The organism is Paraburkholderia sp. RL18-101-BIB-B, assembly GCF_046026985.1.
Classification (GTDB): Bacteria; Pseudomonadota; Gammaproteobacteria; order Burkholderiales; family Burkholderiaceae; genus Paraburkholderia.
This window is the reverse complement of sequence record NZ_JARESV010000065.1, coordinates 1-12,892: the sequence shown is the minus strand read 5'-3', so window position 1 is coordinate 12,892 and position 12,892 is coordinate 1. Positions and strand designations below refer to the sequence as shown.

Annotated in this window: 13 protein-coding genes and 2 pseudogenes; 9 read left to right on the top strand and 6 right to left on the bottom strand. The window is 60.7% G+C overall.

Annotated elements, in window-relative coordinates:
* Positions 1-13: 13 nt before the first annotated feature.
* Positions 14-1,642, bottom strand: a complete 1,629-nt coding sequence (locus P0D73_RS41765) for a bifunctional 3-(3-hydroxy-phenyl)propionate/3-hydroxycinnamic acid hydroxylase (protein WP_408316260.1) — start codon at positions 1,640-1,642, stop codon at positions 14-16.
* A gap of 191 nt (positions 1,643-1,833) precedes the next feature.
* On the opposite strand from P0D73_RS41765, the gene P0D73_RS41760 reads away from it, so the two are divergent.
* Complete coding sequence (locus P0D73_RS41760) at positions 1,834-2,589, top strand: TetR/AcrR family transcriptional regulator (protein ID WP_408316119.1); 756 nt, start codon at positions 1,834-1,836, stop codon at positions 2,587-2,589.
* A gap of 210 nt (positions 2,590-2,799) precedes the next feature.
* Here the strand turns inward: P0D73_RS41760 and P0D73_RS41755 are convergent.
* Positions 2,800-3,286 (bottom strand): annotated as a pseudogene (locus P0D73_RS41755) (DNA-binding protein); the annotation flags it as partial.
* Positions 3,287-3,533: 247 nt separating this feature from the next.
* On the opposite strand from P0D73_RS41755, the gene P0D73_RS41750 reads away from it, so the two are divergent.
* From P0D73_RS41750 to P0D73_RS41715, 8 genes are all read left to right on the top strand, one after another.
* Entirely contained in the window at positions 3,534-3,989 is a 456-nt protein-coding gene (locus P0D73_RS41750; protein WP_408316120.1) for an Xre family toxin-antitoxin system antitoxin, read from the top strand.
* Complete coding sequence (locus P0D73_RS41745; RefSeq protein WP_408316262.1) at positions 3,986-4,456, top strand: RES family NAD+ phosphorylase; 471 nt, start codon at positions 3,986-3,988, stop codon at positions 4,454-4,456. The genes P0D73_RS41750 and P0D73_RS41745 overlap by 4 nt, the downstream gene beginning before the upstream one ends.
* A 73-nt stretch (positions 4,457-4,529) precedes the next feature.
* Complete coding sequence (ddpX, locus tag P0D73_RS41740) at positions 4,530-5,093, top strand: D-alanyl-D-alanine dipeptidase (RefSeq protein ID WP_408316264.1); 564 nt, start codon at positions 4,530-4,532, stop codon at positions 5,091-5,093.
* A gap of 64 nt (positions 5,094-5,157) precedes the next feature.
* Positions 5,158-6,765, top strand: a complete 1,608-nt coding sequence (locus tag P0D73_RS41735; RefSeq protein ID WP_408316122.1) for an ABC transporter substrate-binding protein — start codon at positions 5,158-5,160, stop codon at positions 6,763-6,765.
* 55 nt (positions 6,766-6,820) lie between these two features.
* Entirely contained in the window at positions 6,821-7,891 is a 1,071-nt protein-coding gene (locus P0D73_RS41730; protein ID WP_408316124.1) for an ABC transporter permease, read from the top strand.
* A gap of 64 nt (positions 7,892-7,955) precedes the next feature.
* Positions 7,956-8,870 carry a nickel transporter permease gene (gene nikC, locus P0D73_RS41725; protein ID WP_408178699.1) on the top strand — a complete coding sequence of 305 codons (915 nt, stop codon included), beginning with the start codon at positions 7,956-7,958 and terminating at the stop codon, positions 8,868-8,870.
* A 1-nt stretch (position 8,871) separates the two neighbouring features.
* Positions 8,872-9,750, top strand: coding sequence for an ABC transporter ATP-binding protein (locus tag P0D73_RS41720; protein ID WP_408316126.1), 879 nt, complete (start codon positions 8,872-8,874; stop codon positions 9,748-9,750).
* Positions 9,747-10,511 carry an ABC transporter ATP-binding protein gene (locus P0D73_RS41715; protein ID WP_408435671.1) on the top strand — a complete coding sequence of 255 codons (765 nt, stop codon included), beginning with the start codon at positions 9,747-9,749 and terminating at the stop codon, positions 10,509-10,511. Before P0D73_RS41720 ends, P0D73_RS41715 begins: the two co-directional genes overlap by 4 nt.
* 301 nt (positions 10,512-10,812) lie before the next feature.
* Here P0D73_RS41715 and P0D73_RS41710 read toward each other — a convergent pair whose 3' ends face one another.
* The 4 genes and pseudogenes from P0D73_RS41710 to P0D73_RS41695 form a co-directional block, all read right to left on the bottom strand.
* On the bottom strand, positions 10,813-10,959 hold the full coding sequence (locus P0D73_RS41710; RefSeq protein ID WP_408316266.1) for a winged helix-turn-helix transcriptional regulator: 147 nt from the start codon (positions 10,957-10,959) through the stop codon (positions 10,813-10,815).
* Between the two features lie 23 nt (positions 10,960-10,982).
* Positions 10,983-11,135, bottom strand: a pseudogene (locus P0D73_RS41705) (IS5/IS1182 family transposase); the annotation flags it as partial.
* A 464-nt stretch (positions 11,136-11,599) separates the two neighbouring features.
* Positions 11,600-12,184, bottom strand: a complete 585-nt coding sequence (locus P0D73_RS41700; RefSeq protein WP_408316130.1) for a BPSL1445 family SYLF domain-containing lipoprotein — start codon at positions 12,182-12,184, stop codon at positions 11,600-11,602.
* Positions 12,185-12,293: 109 nt separating this feature from the next.
* A complete protein-coding gene (locus tag P0D73_RS41695) occupies positions 12,294-12,587 on the bottom strand; it encodes an IS66 family transposase (RefSeq protein ID WP_408316268.1) in 294 nt (97 codons plus the stop codon).
* Positions 12,588-12,892: the final 305 nt, after the last annotated feature.

The window sequence follows — 12,892 nt, the reverse complement described above, 5'->3', positions numbered from 1 at the left end:
AACGGATAAGAAATCAGGCGGTTCGAATGGAGGTCTCGACTTCCGGTGTCGGCACGCTCAAGGGATTACCGAGCAAGGCAAGGCTCTCGCGCACAATACGGTTTGCATCGGTGGCCGGCCCCTCGTGGACGATCGTCTTGTCGGGCCGGACTACCGCAGCCCACCCGAGGGGCACCAGCCCGGGAAGAAATACGCCTTCGAGGTCTTCCCAGCTGTCGCGCGGGGCAAGATGCAGCCGTTGCCCCCGGTGGGCAATCTGGACAACGCGCCCTCCGGCACGCCCAAACGCTGCGGCCGTTGCGTGCTCGAGCGCAGCCGCCGCATCTACTCCAAACCCGATCAGCGTGAAGCCCTGGCCGAACACATCGTCGCTCAGACGCGTGGCGCCGTCCGAGCCTCGCACCCAGCCCTGCGCGATAACAGCGCCACGAACAAGCTTGGTCGACGAGCCACCCTTGACGAATAGCCCCCGGCGGAATGCATTCTTCGGCTTGATCTGCAGCTCCTCGAATTGGGCGCGCAGGCGCGGTACCAGTCGCGACAGACGCATCAACCCGTGAGTGAATAAGGCGACGATCCCACTCCGGGGCATGACGAGCTTGCCCATAAACTTCGCGAGGTCGATCATCGCCTTTGCGTGGGGGCGCCGCTCCTCGTCATAGGTATCGAGAATCCCTGCATCGGCACGTCCTTGCACCACCCATGCGAGCTTCCAGCACAGGTTGGCGGCGTCCCGAAGACCTGCGACCAACCCCTGCCCGACGAACGGGGGCGTGATGTGGGCCGCGTCGCCCGCCAGGAACACCCGGCCCTTGCTGAATGCATCGACAGCGCGCGCATGGAAGCGATATACGGCCTTGCGTTCGATGATCATGTCATCGACATTGCCCCAGGGGGAAAGCAACGCCCGGACACGCGCCTCGGATTCCATGTCCTCGCGACGCTCGCCAGGCCGGAGCATGAATTCCCAGCGTTCACGGCCGCCAGGCGCGACCATATGCGGGATCGGTCGACGGTGATCGCAGATGAACTCGATGTGATCGATCGGACGCGGTACATTGCGGGCATCGACGATCAGCCAGTCCTCGGCGAACGTCTTGCCCTTGAATTCCTGCCCGATGAGCTGGCGTACCAATGAACTCGCCCCGTCCGCGCCAACCAGATAGCGGGCCCGGACCACATGAGTGCGCCCCTGACCAAGATCTAAAGATGCGAGCACGTGATCCCGCTCCTCTGTGAAGCTCCTGAGCTCGACCCCCAACGCGACGTGCGCACAGTCGTATGTCGCGAGCCGGGCGCGCAGGCACCGCTCCAGGTCTGGCTGGTAGAAGGTGACGAGCTTGGGATGACCATCCAGGCAGCCCAGCGAATTCACCCTGCCGAACAGGCCCAGCATGGGCGACCTCATGCGGACGTACGGTATGGCGATCGTCTCGAAATCGCTCTCCGCAACGCCGGCAAGCTGAAGGATGCGCAGCGCTTCGTTATCGAGCGCGATCGCACGGGGCGCCATGAATACTTCAGTCGACCTGTCGACAACGATCACGTTCACACCGTGTCGTGCCAACAGATTCGCAATGGTGGCACCCACCGGTCCGCAACCCACCAATAAAACATCTACGGCCGACGGAAATGCCTCAATTGGCGCACGACCCTCGCCATCCCGGCTGTACGGCGCGAAACCATCGTTTGCTGCTGTCTCCACAGTCACTCCGTCTGTTGTTTGCTAGACCGGCGCTAGTCGGCCGTTAATGACATTAAAGTCATAATTGATTATTTTGTCAACATAGACAATAGCATCTATACTTCGGTATGGCCAAAACTGGACCGATCATGCCGAACACTTCAAATCGCCCGACAGCAAAGCGCCCTACCCGTGCGGCGTCAGTCTCCCCGGTTGCCGTTCCCGAAGAACGCGAGCCGCGAGGTGCCCGTCGCAAGCGCGAGACGCGCGCCCGCCTGCTCGACGCTGCTTTGACGCTGATGGCCGAAAAGGGCATGGAAGGCGTAGCTATCAACGAAATTACTGAGGCCGCCGACGTCGGCTTCGGCTCGTTCTACAACCACTTCGAGTCGAAGGAAGCCATCTACACGACGCTTGTGGACAACGTGTTCGAGGAATTCGCCGACATGCTCGATCGCCTCGCGGCGGGCCTGTCCGACCCCGCAGAAGTGATCGCCGTCTCGGTGCGTCATACCCTGATGCGTGCGCGGCGCGATCCGGTATGGGGGCGCTTCCTGATACGGGAAGGGTTTTCAGCGGGCATGCTGAGCCGCGGGCTGGGTCAGCGGCTGCTGCGGGATATCGGAAATGGCATCGCCGCCAAGCGCTTCATGGTTGCCGACCCCTTCATCGGCTTTCTTTCGGTGGGCGGCACGGTGCTCGCGGCAGTTGCAGCCGGACTGAATTTCGTCTCACCGGGCGCGCCGGCGGCGCAACTGCTCGAAGAACTTGGTTTCAGCGGAGAGCACTTCGCCGAGCGCACTGCCGCAACGCTTCTGCAGACACTCGGGCTCAAGCGCGCGGAAGCGGAGAAGATTGCAATGCGAGCGTTGCCGCTCGTCGAGACGGAAGTCGATGGGGAGTGAGGCGGGCGACGATAACGTAGGTGACGGGACTGGAGTCATCGCCCCGGTACAATGAGCAACGGTGCTTTCCGGCTGGCCTCGCCTACCAATCTGTATCCGGGTCTGGACTCCATTCAACCGCCGACGCGATGCATTTCTTTCAGACCCGCTCCGCAGCGCGTGCAACACGTCCCAGCCGTGGAGGCTCGGGGAACAGTAGATCGCACTAGTGGCAGGCGCCCGCTCACGCTCGATCTCGAGCAGCGCCCGCTTCTCGGTCGCCCGTAGCCGCTCTTCGGCCAGTCCGGCGCTGGCCCGCAGCTTCTCGATCTCCTCCGAGAAATCCACACTCGCCTGCACCAGTGCCAGGTCGCGCGCGGCGTTTTCGTCCCAGTGCCACCTGCGCCGATGCGGTCGAACGCATCCACAGCGTCGCGACCAGTTCGCCGGCGGCGGCCCGCAGGTCCGGTTGGTCGATCCGCACGCGGCTCTTCGCGCGCAACTCAATCCATAACTCGCCGAGCACCCGCGTCGGCGTGCTCATGCTGCCGCGCTTCACCAGCTGATACAGCCGGTTCGCGGTCGGCGTGATGCCGAAGCGGAAGAACAACAGCGCGCAGACCTCGCGGTGCAGCTCGCGAGTCTTCGGAAATTCGGCCTTCAGCCGGTCGATTTCGGCGGCAAGGCGGACTTCATCGGGCTGAACGTCGGCCGTCACAGGCGAGGCAGGTATTGATCAGGCCTCACGTAGCGGAGCCAACCGGCAAACGGGCTACAAATGACGGCGCAGTTCTCGACGCCCTACCAGCCAAACTTCGATTGGCCACGCGCGGGAATAAAACTATGCATGTCGACGGCAACGACACGCCGGTGGCCGCACCGATCAGTCAGATGCCTCCATCGCCCAAGCGCGATTCCGGCAAAATGCCTATAATGAGTGAGCATTTTGCCGAAACGGAGTTGCCATGACCACAATCGCCTTCGTGCCTACCGGAGCCGGAAACCCGCGCCGGGCGCAACTGACGATGCTCGGGCAACTGCTTGACGCGCGCATTCGCAGCGAAACCGATCTCGCCGAGCTCGCAAGCGAGCGGCTGGCCGTTGAAGTTATCGACCGCTTGACGGCGCAGGGACTGAAGGCGGATGAACTCGCATTCATCATTCCACGACGCACCCTGACTCACAGGCGTCAGCAGCACGAACGTCTCTCAACCGAGGAATCCGACCGGGCCATCCGTCTGGCGCGCATCCTGGCGCAGGCGACAGCGGTCTTCGGAAACACTGCAAAAGCGATGCACTGGCTGCGAAACCCGCAGAAGCGCTTCACAGGCCGCAGTGCGCTTGAGATGGCTAGCACTGAACATGGGGCGCGTCTGGTCGAGGATGCATTGATCCAGATCGACGAAGGGTACTTCGCCTGATGGTCTTATGGAGAACCAGCAACTTCGCCGATCTGAAAGGAATTGGCGGACTCCGTGCACCCGGGAGATGGCATTTCGCAGGGCAACCTGTGGTCTATCTGGCAGAGCATCCTGCTGGCGCCCTTCTGGAAACGCTTGTGCATCAGGAAATCGGCGGTACCGCGGATCTCCCCGATACCTACCAGCTGCTGAAGGTTGAGGTCGACGACGGCATGACGATCGCCGAAATGGAAGAGGATGGTTTTCCGCCCGATTGGCGCGACGACCAGGCCTGGACCCAGGCCGCCGGAACGGAATGGCTCGCGCATGCAAATTCTGCCATTCTCAAGGTGCCCAGCGCCGTGGTGCCTTTTGCCTTTAGCTTCATTCTCAATCCCGCCCATAAAGATGCGTCGCTCATTGAAATCAGCGTGGCCATTGAGGTGCGCCAGGATCCGCGCACCCTCCGGCTTTTGACGCGGGCATAGCTGCGAATCTGCAAGGTGAATTTAACCGGTTCGATCGCTGAACCCTCTTTCATTGGATATTCCACCGCCCTCCATGACAGAACCGCGACTCATCGAAATCACGCCCGCCACGCACGGCGTCGACATTGACCTCGTCTATGCCACCGAGCGTAACCTGACCGGCAAGCCCATCTACAAGGAGGCCCACTGCCTGCTGCTCGAACCAGCCGAAGCCGGTTTGCGGAAGGCGGTCAAGATTGCCCGCAACGCCGGCCTGACGCTGCGGATTTTCGACGCCTACCGTCCGCCCCAGGCGCAGCAGGTGCTGTGGGATTTTCTGCCGGATCCCACCTACATCGCTGAGCTTGGCCGTGGTTCGAACCATAGCCGCGGCACGGCGATCGACCTGACGCTGCTCGATGCCAGCGGCAGCGAACTCGACATGGGCACCGGCTTTGACGCCATGACAATCGAATCCGAGCACTTCCATCCTGGCCTACCCGAGCACGTGCAGAGCAACCGCCTGTTACTGCTCGGCATCATGCACGCCGCGGGTTTCACGCACATCAAGAACGAATGGTGGCATTACGAGCTGCCTGGCTCCCGTGCGCTGCCTCTGATCGACAACAGTGAAAGCGGCCCGTTACGCCTCATGTAGTGGCTTTCGATTTCCCCATCCGTTGTTCCCTGACAGGCTCTACCCATTCCCTTATGGAGCGAGTATGAAACTGGTACTGCGCAATGCATTGACGGCGGCAGCGATCGTCTCCGCCTTGACCCTGTCGTTCACAGCGGCCAGCTCCGCTGCAGCGGCGACGCCGAAAGACATGTTCGTCATGGCGACTTTCCTCGACGAATTCACCACGCTCGATCCCGGCGAAGTATACGAGCTGGTGCCAGAAGAATATGTGGCGAATACCTACGACCGACTGGTGCGAGTCGATCTGAAAGACCCGTCGAAGTTCAACGGTGATGTCGCACAATCATGGACCGTCAGCCCCGACGGTCTGACCTTCACGTTCAAGATCCGTCCGGGTCTCAAGTTCCACTCGGGCAATCCGTTGACCGCCGACGACATCGCCTGGTCGATCCAGCGCACGGTCCTGCTCGACAAAGGCGCGGCCGCCGTGCTGCAAGGTATCGGCTTGACCAGGGACAACGTGCTCAACAACGTGAAAAAGATCGACGACACAACTGTCAGTGTGACGACCGACCAGAAATACGCACCGACGTTTGTCCTGAACGTGCTTGGCGCGTGGCCTGCATCGGTGGTGGACAAGCAGTTGCTGCTCTCGCATCAGAAAGGCAATGACTTCGGCAACGACTGGCTGCGCACGAACGAGGCGGGATCCGGCGCCTACAAGCTCGTCAAGTGGACGGCCAACGACAGCATCGTATTGCAGCGCTTCGACGGCTACCGCTTACCGCTCGCGATGAAGCGCATTGTGTTGCGTCACGTGCCGGAAGCATCGAGCCAGCGCCTGCTGCTTGAGAACGGCGATGTCGATGTGGCGCGCAATCTGAGCCCGGACGATCTCGCCGCGCTCACGAAATCCGGCAAGGCCCATGTGACCGCCGTGCCGCAGGCGACACTTCTATACCTCGGCCTCAACGTCAAGAATCCGAACCTGGCAAAACCGGAAGTCCAGGAAGCGATGAAGTGGCTGATTGACTATAACGGCATTCAGAGCAATGTCGCGAAGACCACCTACAAGGTGCACGAAACTTTCCTCCCGGAAGGCTTTCTCGGCGTGCTGAACACGAATCCTTACCAGCAGAACGTCGCAAAGGCCAAGGCGCTGCTGGCAAAAGCCGGACTTCCGAATGGCTTCTCCGTGACGATGGACGTGCGTAACGGCTACCCGTACGGTGAAATCGCCGAGGCCGTGCAGGCCAATCTCGCCCAAGGCGGCATCAAGGTTCAGATCATCCCGGGGGACAACAAACAGACGCTCGCGAAGTACCGCTCGCGCTCGCACGACATCTATATCGGCGAATGGTCGGCGGACTACATCGACCCGCACAGCAATGCGCAGGGCTTCACCTGGAATCCGGACAACTCCGACAAGTCGGCGTACAAGATGCTCGCATGGCGCAACTCGTGGAATATTCCTGATCTGACGAAGGAAACTAACGCGGCGCTCGCCGAATCGTCGACCGCGAGGCGTGCCGAACTGTACCAGACGATGCAGAAGCAGATGCTTGCGAACTCACCCTTCGTGATCATGTTCCAACAGGTCTCTCAGGTCGCCGCACGGCCGGGCGTGACGGGGCTCGAAGTGGGTCCGATCAACGACCTCGTGTCGTATCGCGACCTGAAGAAGCAGTAACGTATGCGGCGAAGGCGAAACTGTCCTGGTTTCGCCTTCGGCCGGGGGACCCATCATGTCGACTCCTCTCACGACTCTCGAACGCATGCGCGCGCTTTCGACTGAAAGCGCCAGCGTGCGCTGGACCTTGCGCCTCGTGCGCTGGATCTTCACGCTCGTGATTACCTTTACCGGCTTGCTGGCCGTCACGTTCGTGATCGGCCGCAAGATACCGATCGACCCGGTACTGGCGATTCTCGGCGATCGCGCCTCGGCGGCGGCCTACGCGGCGGCACGCCTGCAGCTCGGGCTCGACAAGCCGCTCACCGTGCAGTTCCTGATCTACGTGCGCGATGTGCTGCATGGCAACTTCGGCATGTCGCTGCTGACGGCGCACCCTGTCATCGAAGACATCCAGCGCGTGTTCCCCGCGACGCTCGAACTCGCGACCCTATCGACCATCATCGGTGTGCTGATCGGGGTGCCGCTGGGCGTGATCGCCGCCGTGCGCCACAACCGCTGGATCGATCATGTTGCACGTTTTATCGGTCTCGTTGGCAGTTCGGTGCCGGTGTTCTGGCTCGGACTGATGGGACTGCTGTTGTTCTATGCGAAGCTGCACTGGGTAGCCGGCCCGGGGCGCGTCGATCCCGTATTCGACGGTATGGTCGATACGCATACGGGCAGCCTGATGGTCGATTCACTCATCGCCGGCGAATGGGACGTGTTTTTCAATGCGTTCTCCCATATCGCGCTGCCTGCGTCCATTCTCGGCTACTACTCGGTCGCTTATCTGAGCCGGATGACGCGCTCGTTCATGCTCGAACAGTTGAGCCAGGAGTACATCACCACGGCACGCGCAAAAGGTCTGCCCGAGCGCCGGGTGATCTGGCGTCACGCCTTCGGCAATATCGCCGTACCGCTTTTGACCATCATCGCACTCACGTACAGCTATCTGCTCGAAGGTTCGGTACTGACCGAAATCGTCTTCGCCTGGCCCGGTATCGGCTCGTATCTGACTGGCGCGCTGCTGAATGCCGATATGAACGCCGTACTTGGCAGCACACTCGTGATCGGCGTCACGTTCATTGCGCTAAATCTGCTGACCGACGCGCTCTATCGTGTGTTCGATCCGCGCGCCCGCTGATGCCCCGCCGGTTTATTTCGTGCTTCCCCCGCTCGATCAATCAACGCAAACGCAGGACTGGCCGATGAATGCCCCGCCCCGACGATGGAAAGACTGGCTGTTGAGTGACACACCTGCTTCACGCAAACAGGCCGCGCTCGGCCTCGCTTATCGGCGCTGGCGACGCTTCGCGGGCAATCCGCTGTCTGTGTTCGGCTTTGTGATTCTCGCCTTGCTTATCGTCGTCGCGGCAATCGGACCGCTGATCGCGCCGCACGATCCACTGCAGCAAGTCCTCTCCGACCGCCTTCTGCCGCCGGGTTCGCCGTCACACTGGTTCGGCACCGATCAGCTTGGCCGCGACATCCTCTCCCGGCTGATCTATGGATCGCGGCTCACGCTTTCGATCGCGATTCTGGTCGTGGTGATCGTGGTTCCAGTCGGCCTCCTGATCGGCACCACCGCCGGCTTCTTTGGCGGCTGGATCGATAACGCGCTGATGCGGGTCACGGACGTGGCCCTCGCGTTTCCGAAGATCGTGCTGGCGCTCGCCTTCGCGGCCGCGCTGGGACCGGGCGTCATCAACGCGGTGATCGCGATTTCGATTACGGCGTGGCCGGCCTATGCACGTCTAGCGCGGGCGGAGACCCTGCGGCTCGTCCAAGCCGATTTCATTCACGTCGCGCGGTTGCAGGGCGCGTCGCAGATACGCATTCTCTTGCGCTATATCGTGCCGCTGTGCTCGTCGTCGGTGATCGTGCGCGCGACGCTCGATATGGCCGGCATCATCCTCACCGTCGCGGGTCTTGGGTTCCTCGGCCTCGGCGCGCAACCGCCGAGCCCCGAGTGGGGTTACATGGTCGCGTCGGGCCGCAATGTGCTGCTCGATTCGTGGTGGGTGGCCACCATTCCGGGCGTTGCCATTCTGTTGGTGAGTCTCGCCTTCAACCTGCTCGGCGACGGTCTACGAGATGTCTTCGATCCGCGCCATGGAAACTGACATGCCAGCCGATATGACCCAGCCCCTGTGTGAAATCGACGACCTGCGAATCGGCTTTCGCGGTCACGACGGCGAATTGACGGAAGCCGTACGCGGCCTGTCGCTGACGCTCCATCGCGGCGAGCGGCTCGGCATCGTCGGCGAATCCGGCTCTGGCAAATCGCTGTCCGGGCGCGCGCTGCTCGGCCTGCTGCCGCCTGCCGCGCAATACCATGCGAAGGCGATGAAGTTCGATGGTCACGATCTGCTGGCGATGTCGGCACGCAAACGCCGGCAACTGTGCGGCCAGCAAATGGGCATGATCCTCCAGGATCCAAAATACTCACTGAACCCGGTGATGACCGTCGCGCAGCAGATGCGCGAGGCGTTCGAACTGCACGGCCCGAAGCTCGGCCGCCGCGAGATGCGCGAGAAGATCATCGCGGCGCTGGCGGCGGTGCACATCCGCAATCCGGAGCGTGTCGCCGATGCCTACCCGCACGAGTTGTCGGGCGGCATGGGACAACGCGTGATGATCGCCATGATGGTGTCGTCCGGCCCACGACTGCTCGTCGCCGACGAGCCGACCAGCGCGCTCGACGTGCTCGTCTCGATGCAGGTGCTCGGAATTCTCGACGAAATGATCGAAAAGCACGACACGGGCCTCATTTTCATCAGCCATGACTTGCCGCTCGTGATGTCGTTCTGCGACCGCGTCGTCGTGATGTACGCGGGGCGCGTGGTGGAAACCTGTGCGGCCCGCGATCTCGTTCACGCCCAGCATCCTTATACGCGCGGCCTGCTCGCGGCGAGTCCACCGCTCATCAATCCTCCCGATGAACTGCCCGTGCTGAAGCGAGACGCAACATGGCTCACGCAATCGACAGGAGCGTCAGCATGATCGACGTCAACGCCCTGACGGTCCGCTTCAGGACCAAGACCGGTTACTTTGACGCAGTACGCGAGGCGAGCTTTCATGTCGGCGCAGGCGAAGTGTTCGGGCTGGTCGGCGAATCGGGTTCCGGCAAGTCGACGATCCTGCGTGCGTTGACCGGACTTGCGCCCATCGCCGGCGGTCATATGAAGGTCGGCTCACATGTTCCTGGAGAGAAGATCAACCGCTCCTTTCGACGCGACGTGCAGATGGTCTTTCAGGATCCATACGGCTCGCTGCACCCGCGCTTTACGGTCGATCAGACCTTGCGCGAGCCGCTGTCCATCAACGGCATCGACCGGCAGGACGAACGCATCGTGGATGCGCTGCGCGAAGTCGGCTTGAGTCCGGCGTATCGCTTCCGCTATCCGCATCAGTTGTCAGGAGGCCAGCGGCAGCGCGTCGCAATCGCACGAGCACTGATTCTCGAACCGCGCGTGCTGCTGCTCGATGAGCCGACGTCCGCGCTCGATGTTTCCGTGCAGGCCGAGATTCTCAATCTGCTGCGACGGCTTCATCGCGAACGCAATCTGACGATGATGCTCGTGAGCCACAACCTGGCCGTGGTCGGCTTTCTCTGCTCGCGCGTCGCGGTCATGCGCAATGGCGAGATCGTCGAGCAGTGCGATGTCGCTTCCATTCGCGCGCAACAGGTCGAGCATGAGTACACGCGCAGCCTGCTTCTCGCGACCTCGGGCTATCAGCGCAAGCCGGTTCAAGCATTATGAAGCGCATCTGTCCACGCGGGTCTTCAGAACGACCCACCGCCGCCCACTACGATCTGTTGCCCGGCAATCGACCCACCATCCGGTCCGAGCAGGAATGTGCTCATGTCATTGCGTTGGGACTGACACTCGTGACTGCAACACGAGAGAGTTCAGCCCTATGGCGTGCGGCCTCGGGCGTCGGCGATCCGTGACCATGCTACGCATGCATTGCCGAATGCCATCGTTCTACAAAAGCCCAGCTTAATCGGCTTCCGCGGCCGCCTCGAAAGTTGCGTGGGCTGCCTGAACGGCATCGGCATGACTAGTAGTCCATTCGAACAGTGGCACCGACCGGCTGTTCCAGCGTCCGGCCCCGTTCAGTGAACGCATATTCGACACCGAGCGTGGCCAAGGTCAACACTGTCCAGCGCACAAGGCCATTGCGTTCAAGTCGCCGGAGGCACTGCACCAGACTTTTCTGCGAAATGCCTTCGACGTCACGCCGAATCGCATTGAATCGGCGGCGGTACCCGTGGTCAGCGTCACCTGCACGTTGACAACCAGGCCGTGCAGGTTGTCGGTCAATACATGACCCATATAACAGAGCGTCGCACCCGTTCCTTTGCTCTTGTGAAACAGGCGTGCTCATTGCGCCGAGATTTACGCTCGCCAACGCGGGCAACAAAGCCAACTCTCTCATGTGTCGAATTCTTGTTAGTCGGCACGACCGGCGCGAGCGCTTTTTTGTTATTTCCAGTGCCGCACAAGCGGCGTTACGCGCCAGATGTCGCCGTCTCGACTATACGCAATCGCCTGCTCCAAGCTCCGCGCGCCACGCTTTACCATCTGCGATCCGTCACGCACAAACCCCATGCCCATAAGGGCCAGCGTACTAAAAGGCTTCCGAATCGCGGCATAGACCTTCACGTTTCTCTCGCGCATCTTTACCCACCGGTCAGTGTTGAAAAAGCACGCGGCCTTCAAACTGCGCGGCGACGGCATGCGCCTCGCCCGCATCTTCAATAACGTGCGCGATCACGAAAGCGTGCTTGCTTGAGTCCCAAGCAAAGCCGTTACGCTACGCGAAACGAACGCGGCCATCGCCGCACTCAAATTTTGAGTCGCGAGACCTTGGTTCCCGAGAGCGACACATCTCCCATCAGACCGGCATTGGTCAGCACGATCGCATTGACTGGTGAAGTTGCCGTTGTCGTATCGATTGAACCGTTCGCACCGACCTTCAACACCGCGACTGACCCTTCTCCACCGACCGACCAGCCTTTGGAGTGGCGAAAGCTGTTGAGCGCATCATGGGTCATGAACAGGAAGATGATGGCCTTCGATTGAGCACCCGCCTGCAGGCCAAATGACCCCGATACCGTATTGTAGTAGCCAACGGACTTCCCACCTACGCGCAATGCGCCTTCGCCGTACTCGCCACCGGCCACGAAGCCGACCTTGATCACCGATGGGAACACGAGCACACCGTTCGCCTTGTCGACCAATTCCCTGGACCCCTTGACGTTCGCGTACAGCTTCGACAAGGTCCCATGGACCTTTGCATCGATCGCCCGCCGCTTCGAATCGTTGGACTCGTTAGCAATGGCGTCCCTTACCGCCCCTAGGGGCACCGTGAGCGCAAGACCCGAGCCAACTAGTGCTGCGCCTGCCCGTACAAACACTCTCCTGTTCATCGCTACCTCCGTCGTCGTTGTTGGTTCGGCTAACTAATGGCACTGTTCATCCATAGTAAGTGGCTCAGCAGCAGGTGAATAGCCCCTCGAGAAAAACCGCAGTTCGTGTTCAGCCCCCTATGGTATCTGTACGGTAGCGAACAGCAGTCACGAGAACTTTGGTGATATTGGCGTGCTTAATAGTGACCTCAAACGCATTTGCAGCACGACCCACGATGTTATCGTCGATCTGTACCACGCCGTCGTCGCAGTAATAGATGAGTGCCTGCGACCGGCTCAGGAAGTAATTTATTGCCTTCGCCGTTTCCGACTGCAGCGGGAGGATCAATAGGTGACCCCGCAGCCATCTCCCAAGGTCGTCGAGTAACGTCCTTGCCTGCTCATCACAGTACTGTTTGAACAGCTTAGTTTGATCCCGACTCCAATCCGCTTTTCAAAGGGCCGCTTGCTGAAATTTGCCGACGATGCGTCTTCGTGCGCACCATTATGGGGCTGAGTCTGCATGACTTCTTTATGGTCGTGAAAAACCTGATCTGTCGGCTCACTACAACATGCAATCCATCCCGCTATCAATCGGATGGACAACGGTGAATAATAAATTTGCAAAAAAGAAAACTCTATATATGTAAAGGATTGCTGAGTTTATGCTGTCTCGACCCAGAGATGCGGTGAGATTGACAGCCCGAGGTTTTCGCGATTTTTGTGCTT

Coding starts and splice junctions, on each gene's coding strand:
- P0D73_RS41735 (WP_408316122.1), top strand. CDS start 5,158: ATGAAACTGGTACTGCGCAATGCATTGACGGCGGCAGCGATCGTCTCC.
- ddpX (WP_408316264.1), top strand. CDS start 4,530: ATGACAGAACCGCGACTCATCGAAATCACGCCCGCCACGCACGGCGTC.
- nikC (WP_408178699.1), top strand. CDS start 7,956: ATGAATGCCCCGCCCCGACGATGGAAAGACTGGCTGTTGAGTGACACA.
- P0D73_RS41700 (WP_408316130.1), bottom strand. CDS start 12,184: ATGAACAGGAGAGTGTTTGTACGGGCAGGCGCAGCACTAGTTGGCTCG.
- P0D73_RS41760 (WP_408316119.1), top strand. CDS start 1,834: ATGCCGAACACTTCAAATCGCCCGACAGCAAAGCGCCCTACCCGTGCG.
- P0D73_RS41715 (WP_408435671.1), top strand. CDS start 9,747: ATGATCGACGTCAACGCCCTGACGGTCCGCTTCAGGACCAAGACCGGT.
- P0D73_RS41730 (WP_408316124.1), top strand. CDS start 6,821: ATGTCGACTCCTCTCACGACTCTCGAACGCATGCGCGCGCTTTCGACT.
- P0D73_RS41720 (WP_408316126.1), top strand. CDS start 8,872: ATGCCAGCCGATATGACCCAGCCCCTGTGTGAAATCGACGACCTGCGA.
- P0D73_RS41750 (WP_408316120.1), top strand. CDS start 3,534: ATGACCACAATCGCCTTCGTGCCTACCGGAGCCGGAAACCCGCGCCGG.